Annotated in this window: 17 protein-coding genes and 1 tRNA gene; 14 read left to right on the top strand and 4 right to left on the bottom strand. The window is 37.1% G+C overall.

From position 1 onward, the window contains the following. Positions 1–217: 217 nt before the first annotated feature. Positions 218–1,024 carry an IS5 family transposase gene (locus tag MTBBW1_RS25425; protein ID WP_080809299.1) on the bottom strand — a complete coding sequence of 269 codons (807 nt, stop codon included), beginning with the start codon at positions 1,022–1,024 and terminating at the stop codon, positions 218–220. Between the two features lie 835 nt (positions 1,025–1,859). Between MTBBW1_RS25425 and MTBBW1_RS25420 the strand changes: the two genes are divergently transcribed. The 10 genes from MTBBW1_RS25420 to MTBBW1_RS25375 all read left to right on the top strand — a co-directional run bounded on the left by MTBBW1_RS25420 (position 1,860) and on the right by MTBBW1_RS25375 (position 9,545). Continuing rightward, positions 1,860–2,075, top strand: coding sequence for a hypothetical protein (locus tag MTBBW1_RS25420; RefSeq protein ID WP_080809296.1), 216 nt, complete (start codon positions 1,860–1,862; stop codon positions 2,073–2,075). Next, the gene (locus MTBBW1_RS25415) at positions 2,076–3,500 is read left to right on the top strand and encodes an AAA family ATPase (RefSeq protein WP_080809293.1); all 1,425 of its coding nucleotides are present in this window, start codon (positions 2,076–2,078) and stop codon (positions 3,498–3,500) included. It abuts the gene before it with no gap. Positions 3,501–3,512: 12 nt separating this feature from the next. Beyond that, positions 3,513–3,938: a DUF1257 domain-containing protein gene (locus MTBBW1_RS25410; protein WP_080809290.1), complete on the top strand. Its 426-nt coding sequence runs from the start codon at positions 3,513–3,515 to the stop codon at positions 3,936–3,938. A gap of 67 nt (positions 3,939–4,005) precedes the next feature. Continuing rightward, entirely contained in the window at positions 4,006–4,203 is a 198-nt protein-coding gene (locus MTBBW1_RS25405) for a DUF2997 domain-containing protein (protein WP_080809286.1), read from the top strand. Between the two features lie 85 nt (positions 4,204–4,288). Then, the gene (locus MTBBW1_RS25400) at positions 4,289–5,212 is read left to right on the top strand and encodes a DUF3150 domain-containing protein (RefSeq protein WP_186441708.1); all 924 of its coding nucleotides are present in this window, start codon (positions 4,289–4,291) and stop codon (positions 5,210–5,212) included. A gap of 22 nt (positions 5,213–5,234) precedes the next feature. Then, positions 5,235–5,582, top strand: a complete 348-nt coding sequence (locus tag MTBBW1_RS25395) for a hypothetical protein (RefSeq protein ID WP_080809280.1) — start codon at positions 5,235–5,237, stop codon at positions 5,580–5,582. Positions 5,583–5,592: 10 nt separating this feature from the next. Next, positions 5,593–5,967, top strand: a complete 375-nt coding sequence (locus tag MTBBW1_RS25390) for a single-stranded DNA-binding protein (protein ID WP_080809277.1) — start codon at positions 5,593–5,595, stop codon at positions 5,965–5,967. Positions 5,968–5,986: 19 nt separating this feature from the next. Then, positions 5,987–6,748 carry a hypothetical protein gene (locus MTBBW1_RS25385; RefSeq protein WP_080809274.1) on the top strand — a complete coding sequence of 254 codons (762 nt, stop codon included), beginning with the start codon at positions 5,987–5,989 and terminating at the stop codon, positions 6,746–6,748. A 129-nt stretch (positions 6,749–6,877) separates the two neighbouring features. Continuing rightward, a complete protein-coding gene (locus MTBBW1_RS25380) occupies positions 6,878–7,681 on the top strand; it encodes a RecB family exonuclease (protein ID WP_080809271.1) in 804 nt (267 codons plus the stop codon). A gap of 19 nt (positions 7,682–7,700) precedes the next feature. Next, complete coding sequence (locus MTBBW1_RS25375; protein ID WP_080809333.1) at positions 7,701–9,545, top strand: ATP-dependent helicase; 1,845 nt, start codon at positions 7,701–7,703, stop codon at positions 9,543–9,545. A gap of 117 nt (positions 9,546–9,662) precedes the next feature. Here MTBBW1_RS25375 and MTBBW1_RS25370 read toward each other — a convergent pair whose 3' ends face one another. Both MTBBW1_RS25370 and MTBBW1_RS25365 read right to left on the bottom strand, forming a co-directional pair. After that, on the bottom strand, positions 9,663–10,055 hold the full coding sequence (locus tag MTBBW1_RS25370) for a HEPN domain-containing protein (protein WP_080809269.1): 393 nt from the start codon (positions 10,053–10,055) through the stop codon (positions 9,663–9,665). Then, positions 10,052–10,378 (bottom strand): nucleotidyltransferase domain-containing protein, encoded by a 327-nt coding sequence (locus MTBBW1_RS25365; protein ID WP_186441707.1) that lies wholly within the window; start codon positions 10,376–10,378, stop codon positions 10,052–10,054. The genes MTBBW1_RS25370 and MTBBW1_RS25365 overlap by 4 nt, the downstream gene beginning before the upstream one ends. Positions 10,379–10,671: 293 nt before the next feature. Here MTBBW1_RS25365 and MTBBW1_RS25360 point away from each other — a divergent pair, with 293 nt between their 5' ends. The 4 genes from MTBBW1_RS25360 (at position 10,672) to MTBBW1_RS25345 (ending at position 14,474) form a co-directional block, all read left to right on the top strand. Further along, positions 10,672–11,277, top strand: coding sequence for a site-specific integrase (locus tag MTBBW1_RS25360; RefSeq protein ID WP_080809260.1), 606 nt, complete (start codon positions 10,672–10,674; stop codon positions 11,275–11,277). 39 nt (positions 11,278–11,316) lie between these two features. After that, positions 11,317–12,906 carry a sigma 54-interacting transcriptional regulator gene (locus MTBBW1_RS25355; RefSeq protein ID WP_139786904.1) on the top strand — a complete coding sequence of 530 codons (1,590 nt, stop codon included), beginning with the start codon at positions 11,317–11,319 and terminating at the stop codon, positions 12,904–12,906. A gap of 127 nt (positions 12,907–13,033) precedes the next feature. Continuing rightward, on the top strand, positions 13,034–13,255 hold the full coding sequence (locus MTBBW1_RS25350) for a hypothetical protein (RefSeq protein WP_080809256.1): 222 nt from the start codon (positions 13,034–13,036) through the stop codon (positions 13,253–13,255). An 88-nt stretch (positions 13,256–13,343) separates the two neighbouring features. Beyond that, on the top strand, positions 13,344–14,474 hold the full coding sequence (locus MTBBW1_RS25345; protein WP_080809253.1) for a tyrosine-type recombinase/integrase: 1,131 nt from the start codon (positions 13,344–13,346) through the stop codon (positions 14,472–14,474). A gap of 102 nt (positions 14,475–14,576) precedes the next feature. Here MTBBW1_RS25345 and MTBBW1_RS25340 read toward each other — a convergent pair. After that, positions 14,577–14,651 (bottom strand) — tRNA-Glu (locus tag MTBBW1_RS25340). Between the last annotated feature and the right edge of the window lie 463 nt (positions 14,652–15,114).

Genomic DNA, 15,114 nt, shown 5'->3' with positions numbered 1-15,114 from the left:
CGTATGCCCCCAGCCCCCACACCAACCAGCGTGCGTTGCGACATGAATTCGTTGACTATATAGCTGGCCGAAGATTCAGTCTACTGCATCATCACTATCTTCTTCCTTGACACATGTATTCTTACTTTCAAAGCAATTAAACACTTCAGATTATTTTCGAAGTAAACTGACATGGCGCTCGTTCTTTCATACTTGAGAAGCTGTTTTAAAACCCCTATTAGGACAATCTATTGAGCAAAATACTAATCATTGAGATCTGGATCATAGCTTCGCTGTTGTCTGTTTTTCTTTCATAATCTTTCGAATTTCGTCGAAAATTATAAATCCATGCGAATGTTCGTTCCACAACCCAACGTTTTTTTACAACGTTGAACCCTTTTCCTTCTTTTTCAGATACTTCCAGATCGATCTGATGTGTTTTTTTAAGCTTCCGAACCCACTCTTTTAAAGCTGATCCAGAATAACCTCCATCAACCCATATCTTCCTCAACCTACTTATTCCATTAGAAAAATAATCTGTCAGTAAGTTTTTCAAACCATTTCGATCTCCCTCATTTGCTGGAGTTACAATTACCGAAAGTATAAGCCCAAGTGTATCAACTAAGATATGTCGCTTGCGTCCTTTCACTAATTTTCCACCATCAATCCCGATACTTTCCCCTTGTATACTGCTTTTAACGCTTTGACTGTCAACACTTCCGGCTGATGGATCCGGCTTTCGTCCCTGCCGCTTTCTTACCATTTTACGTAATTCATCCATCAATGTCTTCCATATTTTTAATTTTGACCATTTGTTGTAATAGCCATAAATGGTACTCCATGGGCCGAAATCATTCGGAAGCATTCTCCACTGACAACCTGTTTTATTTACATATCTTATTCCATTAAAAACATTTCTCAAGTCTGAAGCCGGTCGTCCCGATTTGCCCTTTCCACTTTTGGGCTTGGGTATAAATTGGAGCACTATTTCCCATTCAGAATCTGTTACATCTGTCGGATATTTTTTTTTGTATTCTACGCTCATGGAATTTGTTCCTTATTTCAGGTAAAATTCATATCATACCAACAATGCATGGGTTTTAAAACAGCTTCTGAGCATCAAAATATTGTATCTATTTCTACGGAAAATGAATAATCTGAAATTTTCTGTAAACCATTGCAGTTAACAGTCATAATTAAATATGCAATTATAATAACCATAAAAATTTTCATTGGGGAACACCTAAACCATAAAAGACTGTGATTTATACTCAGAATAGCCTGAGATCAATTCCTATCAGCACTACTCACTTGGGTAATTGATCCCCACCCATATCCTTCTCAGTCAGCGACAGCGCCTTCCACAGTTCAATCCCATCTCCTCACATACCTCCAATTTTCTCCCTTGGGGAGAATATTGAACCATCCTCCCCATCTCCATCCGTCCTAAAATCAATCAACTCTTACTGCGCAGTTATAGTTCTTCCCATCATCTCCAACCAATCCTCTTCCAGCCATCTCTACCATCATCAATTTTGTCCCCGGGGGCAAATTTCAATCCATCTCCCAGTCCATCATCCCCACCACCCATGTTCTTTTCATCATTTTCATATAGATATTATCACTAAAGAATAGAGATAAAATAACTCAATCACCGATCATTATTCAATATCCTCATTGAGAGTATTGTCTAATGAAAAGTGAGAGATGCGTTCTATCAATATTCTGAATTTATCTACACATCATTTTAGTATGTATAGATAGGTATCACACTCTCCCTGGAACCATATCAACCTATCAAAATAAAGATTCGTCTTTATGCTGGTGGGTTATTTGGTTCTCTCAATTTTAACAAAATCAACAAAATTGGAGAAAGAACTATGGAAACAGAAATTTTAGAGAATGTAGTCCATGTACCACCTTTTATCATGTTTGATACAGAACCATTGGAGATCGAAAAAACAAAATGCCAGTTTTGCAGTCGTATTGGAGAATGGATTATCACAACTCAATTAAACGGACAAGGTAAAGAATACTGGGTCTGCGGCAGATGCCCCCTGAGTATACACCTTATGTCAAAATGGAGGATTCAGTAAATGATAAAAGATTATCTTAAAGCAGGCTATCCCATGCTTACCTTACTTACACAGGAACCAAACAGAGCAGAAAATATCGTTATCTGTGAAGGCTGGACATTTTACAGCTGGGACTGCAATCAAGGTATCCGTAAAGCAGGAACGTATAAAATTATAGAAGGTATACGTGACCCTGTTCAGGCTATTGAATGGCTTAACATGCAGCAGGATTCAGTTTTGATAGCTCATAACCTGCACCTGTTTCTGGAGGCACGGATTCCTGACATTATACAGGCTATACAGTCAGGAACCCTTCGCTGGAAATCTTCTGGTTCGTCCCTTGTAATGATATCCCCAATCATTCCAATACTTCCAGAATTAGACAAATTTAACACTGTAATTGAACTTCCTTTACCAGATACAGAAGCACTGTTTGAGCTACAAAAAGATCTATGCAGCAGTTTAAACATTAAGCCAAATCGAAAAGCAGCCCGTATTGCAAAAGGGCTCACTGAATTTGAAGCAGAAACAGCCTATGCTTTATCACTGATAAAGAAAGGCTATTGTTCCACAAGAATAATCTCAGAACAAAAATCTCAAATGATTAGAAAGTCTGGATTAATGGAGTTCTGGGAACCTGCTGACATACGAGAGGTTGGAGGACTCAATAACCTGAAACAGTTCATTGCAAAAAGAGCAACTGCGTATGAATCAGGTAATGAGCACCTTCCACCCCTTAGAGGAATACTTTTGGCAGGAATCGCAGGTACAGGCAAAAGCCTAAGTTGTAAAGCAACAGCATCTATCCTTGGGTGGCCTCTTATAAAACTTGATATAGGCTCACTCAAAGGATCTCTTGTAGGTGAATCAGAAAGAAAAATGAGAGAAGCAACACAGGTAATTGAAGCATTTGGAGAAGTAGTTGTCTGGGTCGATGAGGTTGAAAAAGCGTTTTCTGGAACAAAAAGTTCAGGTGAAACAGACGGAGGTTCAACTGCAAACATGTTCGGATACTTCTTGACATGGTTACAGGAAAGTAAAGGAAATTGCATAGTTATGGCTACAGCAAATGACATTACAAAATTACCACCTGAATTTCTGAGAGCTGGAAGATTCGATGCAACATTCTTTGTGGATTTACCTTCCACATTGGAACGAGTTGAGATCATAAAAATCATGAATCAAAAATACAACTCAAACATTTCAACAACATTAGCACCGAAACTGAATGGTTTTTCTGGAGCTGAAATTGAACAATTGGCTAAGGATAGTTTGTATGACGGTGTAGATTCAGCCCTTGAAGCAATAGTCCCACTTTCAAGAACCATGAAAGATGAGATTTCTAATCTTCAAAAATGGGCACATAACCGTGCAAGGCTTGCTAATACAGCTGATATTGAACCACAGGAACAGAGGAAAATCCATGTTGTTCCTGCTGCATCATAGTGAGGAAAAGAGATGTCGCATATTTCTAAAATAGAGCTTGAAATAAAAGACCTGGAAGCACTTAAGCAGGCATGTGAAAGGCTTGGGTTCCATTTCATGGAGAACCAGAAACGTTATATCTGGTATGGGAAATGGATTTCACAGGAACCATTACCGGAAGGAATCACAGAAGAGCAACTGGGACACTGTACCCATGCTATCCATGTACCTGCTGCCACCTTTGAGATCGGCGTTGTTAAAAAGAACAACAAATATATCCTGCTTTGGGATAGCTGGATAGGTGGTGGTCTGCAAAAGTACATTGGAAAAGATGCAGGAATACTGAAACAAGCTTATGCTGTTGAATCTGTAAAAAGATCAGCAAAGCAAAAGGGTTATCGTATGATTGAAAAACAGATGAGAAACAACAAGATCAGACTTTCCCTCTGCATGTCATAACACCTGCAATATTTCCCTTCCAATTATCCAAAAATCAAAAACCATAATTACAATCTGGAGAATCAAATTGAAACAAATCATCATTGATATTTGTTCAGACGGAGAGGTGCATGTTGAGACAAAGGGATTTACAGGAAGTGAATGCCTTGAATCCTCTCAATTTGTGAAAGACCTTTTGGGCAGTGAAGTAGAAAGGGAGTTAGTGCCAGCGTTTTACATGAGAAACAGGGAGCTTGTAAGACGGCATCTTCCCCTTTGCGGATAATCACATTAACCGCATAAGTTAAACCTCCATGACTCAATCATCAACTGGTTGGGTCATGATGATAAATAACAAATGGAGAATAAAAATGGATTATAAGGAACTTTTCAGGAAAGCATGTCTTGTACAGCTTTCAACATCTGTATGGAGAACCAGCAAAGCCATAAATCATTCAGTTCTAATTGATAAGATCGGTGAGGATGCCGAGTGGCTCCGTGGGAAGAAATATCTAATTGACCCAACCCTTCTGGGGCCAATTAACACTGCAACCCAGCAGGCAAGGAACACTATCAAGAAATATTCATTGCCATTCCCCGTTGGGGGTATTTACTTGGTGCCCAAAGAATCATTAAGTGTAATTGACGAACGGTTACAGTACTTTGAAGCAAGGTTCTGGGACTCTTATGCTGATTTTGAAGCAATCTATGAAAGAAGCATGGAAGACGCAAGGGAGGTTCTAAAAGAGCTTTTCGATGAAACAGATTATCCAGTGGATATCAGATCAAAGTTCAAGTTCCAGTGGCGCTACATGACAGTTGATCTCCCAAGAAAAACAACCATTCTTTCACCTGCCATATATGAACGTGAAAAACAGCGTTTTCAGGAAATGATTGAAGAGACCAGAGAGACTGCGGTTGCAGCTTTAAAGGAAGAGTTTTCACAGGTGGTAACTCACCTTGTGGAGAGATTAGACAGCAATGGAGAAAGACCCAGGGTTATATCGAACAACATGTTCAATAAAATTAATGATTTCCTTGATGATCTTGGAACAAGGAACCTCTTTGAAGATCAGGAGCTGACCCTGCTTGCAGAGGAAGCAAGGCAGATCATCAATAATACAAATCCCTATAGTCTTAAATATTCACAAAATTTAAGGGACAGTATCCGCAGTGACATGGAAAACCTGAAAGATAGTCTTGAGGATTCCATACAGGATATGCCCAGAAGGAAACTTAAAATTGATCCTCTACCTTTAGAAACAGAACTGTTTGAGGAAGAAATGGCAATATAGCACAGGGGGTATCAGATACATAATGTATAAATTAGAATACAAAAATAGTTCTGAGTATGAATCATTGCTGCTGGAATGCCTTGAAGCATTTAACAGGATTCCAGACCAAAGGATTCACGATGACATAAGAAAAACAACATATGCACTTGCAAGCAGGATTGAAAGATTCAGCAAGTGTCTAAAAGACCCAATAACAACTGTAAAAATAATTGAGAAAAACCTTTCATCTATTAAAATCCCGTTGGAGAAATACGAGGAAATGAAGGCAATAATCGCTTTTGGGATTATTGATATAGCAACAAGAGACGAGTATCTGGCAAAAAAGATACTTGAAATTCACAATATTACAAAATGTATTTATATCAGTTAAAGGAATAATTATGAATCAAATAATACTTACAGGAAATCTCGGTGCAGACCCGGAAATATTCTACACAAATGAAGGCATGCATATCGCAAGCTTCTCGCTGGCTTTTAAAAGCACAAAGGACAAGACAAACTGGGTAAAAATAACATGCTTTAAGAAAACAGCAGACTTGGCTGAAAGATACCTTCATAAAGGTGCAAAAGTAGCTGTATCAGGAATGCTTGACCAGGATAAATGGGAAGACGATTATGGAAACAAAAAATCTACTTTTAAGGTGATTGCAAATATCATCGAATTCATCAAAACAGACGGCAGAGGCTTTGAGGATAACAATTCAGAAAATAATAATTATGTTCCTCAATCACCAGATGAAGATGTACCCTTTTAAGGGAGCAAGGGAGGTTTAAATGGCTGAGAACGATGAAAACGGGAAATCATGTCCAAAACTAAAGGAACAATTCATATCAAATATTAAAGGTAAAGATTTCGTATTATATAGCGGGCTTCTCGACCTTGGGCATCAGATTGGAATCAAGAGCATCAAGATTGAGCCAATACAATATCCTACCAAGGAAAACGGTATGGAAGCAATCTGTATGGCTATAGTCACATCAAAAAATGAGCAGGTGTTCACTGAAATAGGTGACGCATCTCCTAAAAACGTTAATCGTATGATAGCAGAACATATATTGCGTATGGCTGCAACAAGAGCTAAAGCTCGTGCATTAAGAGACATGACTAATATCGGGATGACTGCATTGGAAGAGTTAGGGGATTTAGATCAGGTCATTGGTGGAAACAATGGCTCTACACCACCTAAAAGGCAATCCAAAGGAAAACCTGTTAATGTAAACAACAGAAAGGAAAATAATATAAATGAAACTCCAAAGGAACCAAAAGCGACTCCGAAGAAAGATCAGAAAACTCAGAAACCAGATTCCAAGAAGGAAGAAGCAACAGAAAAACCGATCAGACAAACAGGTATCAGCAACACATCTCCCCAGGCAAGTACAGCCCAGATAAAGGCAATTACAAACCTTGGCAAGAGGAAAGGCATACCTGATGAGGAACTTGACAAAATGGTTCAAGATGCTTTCAGACTTCCCCTTGAGAAACTTTCTTCCAATGAAGCATCGGCATTTATCAAGCAGCTCCAACAGGCAGCTTGATCACTCCATTCTGAAATAAAAAATCAATAACTAAAATTTGAAACCAGAGAGTAGAGATAAATCAGCAGGATAGCTGTTTCTACTCTCTATGACCAAGATAAACTATTGAATATTAGAGGATATTTAACAATGAATATTTCAACGTTAAGGTCAATGCCGCATCTTTCAGCCAGCAGTATCCAGAGCTACAACGGTTGTGGATTGCAGTACAAGTTTTCCAGAGTTGAAAAAGTAACAAGGGAGTTTACATCAGATAACCTTATCTTCGGAAGTACAATACACCAGGTGCTTTCAGACTATAATGAAGAAAAGCTCATGGGCAATACCCTGTCAGCACAGGAACTCATGGAGTTGTTTGAACACTACTGGACTGCAAATGTAAACAAAACACCTGATATCAGATACTCAAGGGGGAAGAACTTTGATGTACTACTTCAACAGGGTAAAGAGATGATCAAGACTTTTATATCCCAGGTGCCAAAAGACGAGTACGAGATTCTTGCCGTTGAAGAACCATTTAGATTTAATATTGACGATATTGACATACCAATTATTGGAATTATGGACTTGGTTGAAAGAGATGAACAAAATACCATTATCATAAGCGATTATAAAACAATGTCTTCATCAGTAACCATAAATGAAATTGATCAAAACTTTCAATTATCGGTTTATTACCTGGCTGCAAAGAAGAACGGTTATGCAAATAATGATATAGTCTTAAAGCTGGATTGTCTTATGAAAACCAAGACTCCACAGTTCAAGCAAATTTACACACACCGCAGTGAAGAAGATGAAAAGCGTACAATCAAGATCATTAAAGAAACATGGAACGGAATCCAGAAGGAAGTGTTTCTGCCCAATGCCCAGGGAACATGGAAATGCAACTACTGTGAATTTGCAAACCAATGCAGGGAATATCTACTAAATTGAAAGAGAGGTGATGATATCAATGCAACAGATCAAGTTAAACCCAAGGCAGAGAGCATCTGCTGAATTTCTGTATGGTATCGCATGTACTATCAGTATTCCTGGAGCAGGAAAAACGCTCACCATGGCAACCAGGATTTCACTTCTGATAAAGAAACATAATGTATCCCCAGAATCAATTTTGGGACTAACCTTTACCAGAAATGCTGCAAGGTCGATGCAGGAAAAACTGATTCCAATACTCAATGAAGAGGCTTTAAGGGTAAAGCTTATGACTACCCACAGCTTCGCTTACTCATTGCTGAAACAGGAAGGTTATACCTTTGAAATACTTTCAGGAACAGAACAGATAAAGTTTCTTAGACAGATAATGAAAAATCTAAAAATACGGCATATACCAACAGGATTGGTATTAAGTGAGATAAATTTATCTAAATCCAACATGGTAAGTATTGAGGAGTTCAAGGCTGTCCATGCAGATAATGAAACCATGTCTGCCATAGGTGCCATATACGATTATTATGAAAAGTCCAAAAAGAAGAAGCTGTTAAAGGATTTCAATGATCTTCTACTGGAAACATATAATCTGTTATCCAGTGATGATGAGGTTAGGGAAAAGTATCATCGCACCTTTAGTCACATCCTTGTGGATGAGTTCCAGGATACTTTTCCATTACAGGCAGAGGTGGTTAAGTTATTAATATATAACGGCAAAAGAACTTCGTTCTGGGTGTGTGGGGACGATTCTCAAAGTATCTACAGCTTTACTGGTGGTAATATTAGTAATATTTTAAACTTTGACAAGATATTCCCTGATTGTCAACGATTTATACTTGATGTCAATTACAGATCAACACCGGAGATACTTGATGCGTGTCAGAAATTAATTGATAATAATGTCAAAAAAATTGATAAAAAACTACAGACAAATAATAAATCGGGAGACAAACCAGTGATAATTGAAGCAGCCAATGAAGATGATGAGGCAGTGCAAATTGTCAATGAAGTGAAGGCACTTACACAAAAACATGGTCATAGTTATGAGTTCAAGGATATTGCGGTACTCTACCGTGCAAATTCACTCAGCAGACCAATCGAGGACAGCTTTAAGCAACATGACATTCCCTACCACATAGAGAATGCCCAGAGCTTCTACCAGAGGTTTGAAGTAAAGGTGCTTCTGGATTATCTTAAATTCATTGATGACCCAGATTCCCATGAAGGTGATGAAGCACTTGGAAGGGTTCTCAATATTCCTAACAGATATATTGGGAAAACCCTGATAAATGAGCTTGATGAATACTGTGAAAAAAACAATGTTTCACTTTATGAAGCTCTGAAACGTATGCCCATAAACCTTCCATATCTCAAGAAGATTGTGAGAAAGTTTGTGGGATTCATGGGACAGTTGATCAAGGATAAAGACCAGTTGGAACCTGCGGAGATGCTCTATCTATTGAGGGAAGGTCTTGAGTATGACAAGTTCATTTCAGATGACGATGTGCCAAGCATTGACAACTCAAAAATGGATAACATAAACCAGCTTACAATGGTTGCAGGGAAGTATAAAAATATTTCGGATTTAATCAACTACACCGAAACATTCAGGGAAGAGATCAGCAATAATAAAGAGGGAGTATCACTGATGACCATTCATAAGTCCAAGGGGCTGGAATACCCTGTGGTGTTCCTGATAGGACTTATGGAAGGAATGCTCCCCCATAAGCAAGGGGAGATAGAGGAAGAACGCAGAGTTGCGTTTGTGGGTATGAGTAGAGCCATGGAAAGGCTCTATCTGTCTCATCCCATAGTTTACAGTGGAAAAAACATGAAAAGGTCAAGGTTTCTGGATGAAATCTTGAATTAACAAAAGATATACAAACAAAAGAAATATCATAAATAAAACAAATAATTTACAAAACTTATCAACGGATAAGGTGTTTGCCCATGCTGGTGGACACCTTGCCGTTAGATATAACTTTTTTTATTGCTCTAAATATGCCTTGATCGTTTTGTAAATGTATTTCGCAAAATCATAGAATTGTTCAACATCTTCAATACCTGGTTTTCCTTCTGGTAAATAACCGAATGCACCTGGATATCGTGATTCAATATATAGCATGTTAAGTTTGTCAATAATCAAGGTATCTACTTCAACAGTTATATATTTTTCAACCTCATATAAAAGTTTGCTTAAATCATGAATTTTTGGAACTTTTTTAGTATGCTCTTCAAGAACGGCCTTAAAACTCTTTTCCACGCATTGCTGGGCATGGAAACATGCAGCACCTGTTGCCAGTTTACTTTGCATTAAAACCTTTGTCGCAGCTAAATCTTCCTCACAAGCCTGAAGCCACGACAGAACAGAGTGTCTCATATCAGCACTACCCCCTTTTCCAGCACCTCTCTTGTAAACGAGTTGTCTGCCTTCATAAAGTTACTCCACTCAGGTTTTGTATAAACTATAATATCCATGGGAACCTTATTGTTTAAAGGCTTAAGAAATTCTTTTACCCATGAATAATTGTGAGTTCTTTCATCAAAATTCCTGGGCATATCATTTTTTTCCAGAATCACAATCAGGTCAAGGTCACTCTCATCTGTAAAATCTCCAGATACAGAAGAACCGAATAGAATTGCTTTATATGGATTAAGTTTAATTAAAATATCTTTAAGCTCTGTAATGTATCTTTTAAGCATGGTTGTCCCCCACATACTTTTATGAAGCCTTATCAATAATCAGCAGGTGTACGTCGTCTATATTCTATTGGTTTTGATTGAGGATAGCAAATTTTTTATCAGGGTCAACTACCATTTTATGTTTTAAATCAATCTTAACTTCTGTGTAAAAGTTAGGATTCATCTATTGAGCATTTCTAAAACAATATCAAACAGTTAAACTCAAATAGATACACTGCCCAAAAAAATAATTGATTTTTAATCTTAACTATTATAAATATTTATAGAAAAAATTAATATATATGGTGGTTTTTATGAATGAAGAGATCAAGAATCCGAATCACCCCAAAAAGGGCTCCAGAATTACAGTGGAACCCATAAGGCGGGAGAAGGATATTAAAAAGATTGTCAGACGGTTGAATGATAAACCCAGAGACCAGCTTTTGTTTTTAATGGGAATCAACAATGGACTGCGTGTTGGAGATTTGCTACAGTTGAAGGTGGGACAGGTGAAAGGATTGTCTGCCGGAGATACCCTTACTATGGTTGAGGGTAAGACAAAAAAGAAAAATGTGCTGGCGATCAACAAGACAGTTTTCAAGGCACTCCAGAAATATCTTGAAGATTACGCCCCTGATGATGAGGATTACCTGTTTTCCAGCAGGAAGGGGAAAGGTGCATTGACTATCCAAAGTGTAAATAATATGGTGAAAAAATGGGCTGCGGAAATCGGACTGAAAGAAAATTACGGAGCCCACACTTTGAGGAAAACCTTTGGATATATTCAGAGGACACAGTTTGGAGTAGGATTTGAAGTGCTTGCCAAACGATTTAATCACTCCAGTCCCTCTGTGACCATGCGGTATCTCGGCATCCATGACAAGGAAGTTAATGGGATACTTAGGAATGAGATTGGGTAATATTGATTGACAATAATCAAAAGCTATATTGGTAAAATTATGGATGATGAAATATTGCATAAGCTACTAACTGGAGATCAAGAAGGTTATGAGAGAGCCTTATTTGACAAACATAGATTCGATCGTTATGAAGATAGACATAAGTTATTATATGGTAAAAAAGGTTCTGGGAAAAAGGATTATGCGGAGATATTGCATCAAGTTGGTATCCTGAATGAATTTCCATTTATCATCGGCAATATTGATGAAGATCCTGAACGTGCTAAACAAGATATTTTTGGGTATGTAGAGTATTCAAAACAAAATAATAAATCAAAATTTCATCCAGGGTTAATAGAACTGGCTGGAAAGGGGACTTTATATTTACATGACATCAACTTGTTACCAGCAGAATCCCTAAAAGAGTTAATAGCACTTACTTATAAAACTGACAAATCTTATCTACCTATCAATTCAACAGAGACAAAACAATTTGATGCCCGATTAATTTTATCTACAGATTTAGAAGAAATAGATATTCCAAATGATTTTTTTAGCCCTTTTGAATTTAATTTTTCTATTCCTGAAAAGATCCTGCCTTTAAATCAACAGCCAAATAGAATAAAAGAGCTTGCTAATTTAATCATGAATAACATTTGTCGGAAAAAAGAGATTAATTCAATTACGTTTGCTCCAGATGCTATGGATGCTTTAATGAATTATGATTGGCCTGGCGGTATTTCTGAAATTTACGAGGAAATTGAAGCTTCAATCGAAAAAGCATACAAAGTAAATAAAGGCGTATTAGAGAGATCATCTTTAATAACTTTAGGCTGTTTGAGTATTACACTTCGATCAGCTTATTCTTCTTTAGAAAATGATAATACAGCAAAAACATCATTGTCACTTAATGATAAAAATGATGAAGTAATAATCTGTTTTTATAAAAAAAAAGAAGATGACAAAAAATGGATTATTGGTTTTCAAGGAAAAACTAAAGAGATAGATGATGAGTTAGGCTTTGAACAGATTCGTTATTTATTAAATAATCCTAACCGGTTATTACATGTTGCTGAACTTACTACTTCTGGTCAACATCATCCTGATAAATTACCAAACAAAAAATATGATAAAGCATATAGTGATAATTTAGTATACGGAGTTAGTTATTATATATCAAAAAATGGTAAATTAAAAAACATAACAATTAAAAAAATCGAAAGACGAATAAAACTAATCGAAAAAAAAATAAGTGTACTTGAAGAATCGCTTTTTTCAGATAACTTAACTATGGAAGATAACTTAACTTGTAAGGAGAAATTGGATCATCAAAAAAAATTATTAAAATATTACAAAAATATGCTTTATGAAAAAAAGACTGGTAAAGAAGAAATTCAAATTGACCATGATGCTGAAAAATCTCGTTCAATGCTTATAAAAAGAGTCATAACAGCTATCAGTGTAATCAAAAAAGAAGGAATAGATTTAGAGGATTATCTTGAGTGGGAAAAAAATATTTATATAGGAAGGTTAGGTGCATATTATAGGCATCCTAAATCTTGTGACTTTTTAGAAGCATCAGAATATATATGGCATACACCAGAATTTCAAGATCAAAATAGGCCAAAATGGATTTTGGCTGATCAATAGAAAATAAATAATAAAAAAAGCATATTAGAACAGTGTTCCGTCAATGTGCCATGCTTTTTCACACATAGCATTGTAGAAGACTAACATGTTGGAAGTCAAAAACTACAATTCTATGGAGTGTGATAAGATGGCAGGCAAAAAAACAAGCAATAGGTTTCCTACCAATGCACAGAGGATGTTCAATTTTGAAGAACTCGGAAGGTATATAGGCTTAAGACCTCAAACCATAAAAAACAAATTTTATTCCGGTGAGTTTCCAATTCCTGCAAAAAAGATCTTTTCAAAAGTCCTGTGGGACATAAAAGACGTCGATAAATATTTGGATAAGCTACCAAAGATTGATTGTTGACAACAGGAGTTGAGAGACACTACCATCTATATATGGAGGTATGATAATTTCTTGCTCTTGTTCCTTTAATATATAAGGAGCAAAAATAATGGGTGTATTTCAAAGATATATTAAAAAAGACAAAAATGGTAATGCTGTCTTGGATAAAAAAGGTAAACCAAAGAAGGAAGGGCCATGGTTTGCACAATATCCCCATGAACGAGACCCTAAAACTGGGAAAATTAAATACAGAACTGAAAAAGTATCATTCAGTAAGAAAAAGGCTGAACAATTCTTCAGGACTAAATCTGACAAGTTTCAGGAAGTAGAACAGTTTGGGGTTCAACCCAATACTGATATGTCATTTGAGGAGTTGGTAAACTGGGGACTTGATCAGGAAGTGATGAAAATAAAAGCATCAGCAGCGGATGACAGAGTAAGGGTTGTCAATCTTGTAAAAGAATTTGAAAACCATAAGGCTGCTCAGATTACTCCGCTTATGGTGGACAACTTCCGTATCAAGATGACAAAAACTATTTCCAGCAGTACAGGCAGGCCATATTCAGGTACCACCATAAATAAAATGGTGTCCCTGGCAAGACGGATATATTATCTGGGTATGGATGCAGGGATAGTCAAATCAAACCCATTTGCTCGACGTGGTGTTTTTAAGGAAGAAGCAAAAGGTAAATATATTCCTGAAAGTGATTTCAGAGCCATTCTACCGTTTCTTCCTCTGTACCTACAGGCTTTTGTTACGGCAGCGTATATGACTGGAATGCGACGCGGTGAACTCATTGATTTGACCTGCGATAGAGTCAATATTGCCGAAGGGTTCATTGACCTGACACCGGAAGACACAAAAACTGAAGAGCATCGGCGTATTTATTTTAATTCGATACCTGAGTTAAAGAACGTCATTACTGCGGCTATGAATGGGCATCGGAATGGAAATAACTATGTGTTTACCAAACCAGACGGCAGTCAGGTTCCCAAATGGTATATTCAGCGTCTCTTCAAAAAGGCATGTAAAAAGGCTGGTGTACCTGATTATCGAATACATGATCTCAGGCACTCATTTAATACCAACATGCTTAAAGCAGGTGTGAGTCAGACCGTCATAATGAAATTGACCGGGCATAAAACCAATGAGATGTTTCTCAGGTATAGTCATCTTGATAAAGAACAGGGGGAAGCAGCCATGGGAAAACTTGATCAATTTCTTACTGCTGATGATTGAGTCTGTCTTTAAAAACAAAAATGCCCCAGGAAAGTATCTACTTCTTATATACTTCCTGAGGCATCCTTAAAATTTTTTCTCACTGTAACCAATTGAAATAATTGGTGACCCCAAGGGGAATCGAACCCCTGCTTCCGGCGTGAGAGGCCAGCGTCCTAACCGCTAGACGATGGGGCCAAAAACTATGTCTTTCTATTATATTCCTGTGTAGCTGTCAATAAAAAACTTAGCTGGATCTCATAAGAGATTAGCGATTTAGGTTCATTCTATCAATTTCAAAGGAAACAAATTTTTCATTTTTTATGATCTATTTACTTTTTATTAAAGATACTTGAAAGAGACATTGATCCAGCACTGCCTTTATGCGTGCTTCATGGTCTTTATTCATGGACATTTTTTCGATTTTGGTGACCACCTGCAATGGGTAGTATAAATTATTAGATAAAAAAAACAGTGCTTACAAAACCATAAAGAAATCCTAATAAAATTCTAACAAAACAAGGGTAATATGTTTTCTGTCTTGAAAGGGGATCGCTTCAATTAAGCCTCAATGGCCGGATTTCGGTCACCCCAGATCATGAAAATGATATGGATATTTTGACGGTAATGGAGTTGATCTTTGGTTAATGCTTAATTTTTC

Source organism: Desulfamplus magnetovallimortis (assembly GCF_900170035.1).
Lineage (GTDB): Bacteria > Desulfobacterota > Desulfobacteria > Desulfobacterales > Desulfobacteraceae > Desulfamplus > Desulfamplus magnetovallimortis.
The sequence above is the reverse complement of the archived record's forward strand: the minus strand, read 5'-3'. Positions and strand labels throughout refer to the sequence as shown.

Bases quoted from the DNA above. Each gene is read 5' to 3' on its own strand.
- MTBBW1_RS25425 (WP_080809299.1), bottom strand. From the start codon at position 1,024: ATGAGCGTAGAATACAAAAAAAAATATCCGACAGATGTAACAGATTCT.
- MTBBW1_RS25420 (WP_080809296.1), top strand. From the start codon at position 1,860: ATGGAAACAGAAATTTTAGAGAATGTAGTCCATGTACCACCTTTTATC.
- MTBBW1_RS25415 (WP_080809293.1), top strand. From the start codon at position 2,076: ATGATAAAAGATTATCTTAAAGCAGGCTATCCCATGCTTACCTTACTT.
- MTBBW1_RS25410 (WP_080809290.1), top strand. From the start codon at position 3,513: ATGTCGCATATTTCTAAAATAGAGCTTGAAATAAAAGACCTGGAAGCA.
- MTBBW1_RS25400 (WP_186441708.1), top strand. From the start codon at position 4,289: ATGGATTATAAGGAACTTTTCAGGAAAGCATGTCTTGTACAGCTTTCA.
- MTBBW1_RS25395 (WP_080809280.1), top strand. From the start codon at position 5,235: ATGTATAAATTAGAATACAAAAATAGTTCTGAGTATGAATCATTGCTG.
- MTBBW1_RS25390 (WP_080809277.1), top strand. From the start codon at position 5,593: ATGAATCAAATAATACTTACAGGAAATCTCGGTGCAGACCCGGAAATA.
- MTBBW1_RS25385 (WP_080809274.1), top strand. From the start codon at position 5,987: ATGGCTGAGAACGATGAAAACGGGAAATCATGTCCAAAACTAAAGGAA.
- MTBBW1_RS25380 (WP_080809271.1), top strand. From the start codon at position 6,878: ATGAATATTTCAACGTTAAGGTCAATGCCGCATCTTTCAGCCAGCAGT.
- MTBBW1_RS25375 (WP_080809333.1), top strand. From the start codon at position 7,701: ATGCAACAGATCAAGTTAAACCCAAGGCAGAGAGCATCTGCTGAATTT.
- MTBBW1_RS25370 (WP_080809269.1), bottom strand. From the start codon at position 10,055: ATGAGACACTCTGTTCTGTCGTGGCTTCAGGCTTGTGAGGAAGATTTA.
- MTBBW1_RS25365 (WP_186441707.1), bottom strand. From the start codon at position 10,378: ATGCTTAAAAGATACATTACAGAGCTTAAAGATATTTTAATTAAACTT.
- MTBBW1_RS25360 (WP_080809260.1), top strand. From the start codon at position 10,672: ATGAATGAAGAGATCAAGAATCCGAATCACCCCAAAAAGGGCTCCAGA.
- MTBBW1_RS25355 (WP_139786904.1), top strand. From the start codon at position 11,317: ATGGATGATGAAATATTGCATAAGCTACTAACTGGAGATCAAGAAGGT.
- MTBBW1_RS25350 (WP_080809256.1), top strand. From the start codon at position 13,034: ATGGCAGGCAAAAAAACAAGCAATAGGTTTCCTACCAATGCACAGAGG.
- MTBBW1_RS25345 (WP_080809253.1), top strand. From the start codon at position 13,344: ATGGGTGTATTTCAAAGATATATTAAAAAAGACAAAAATGGTAATGCT.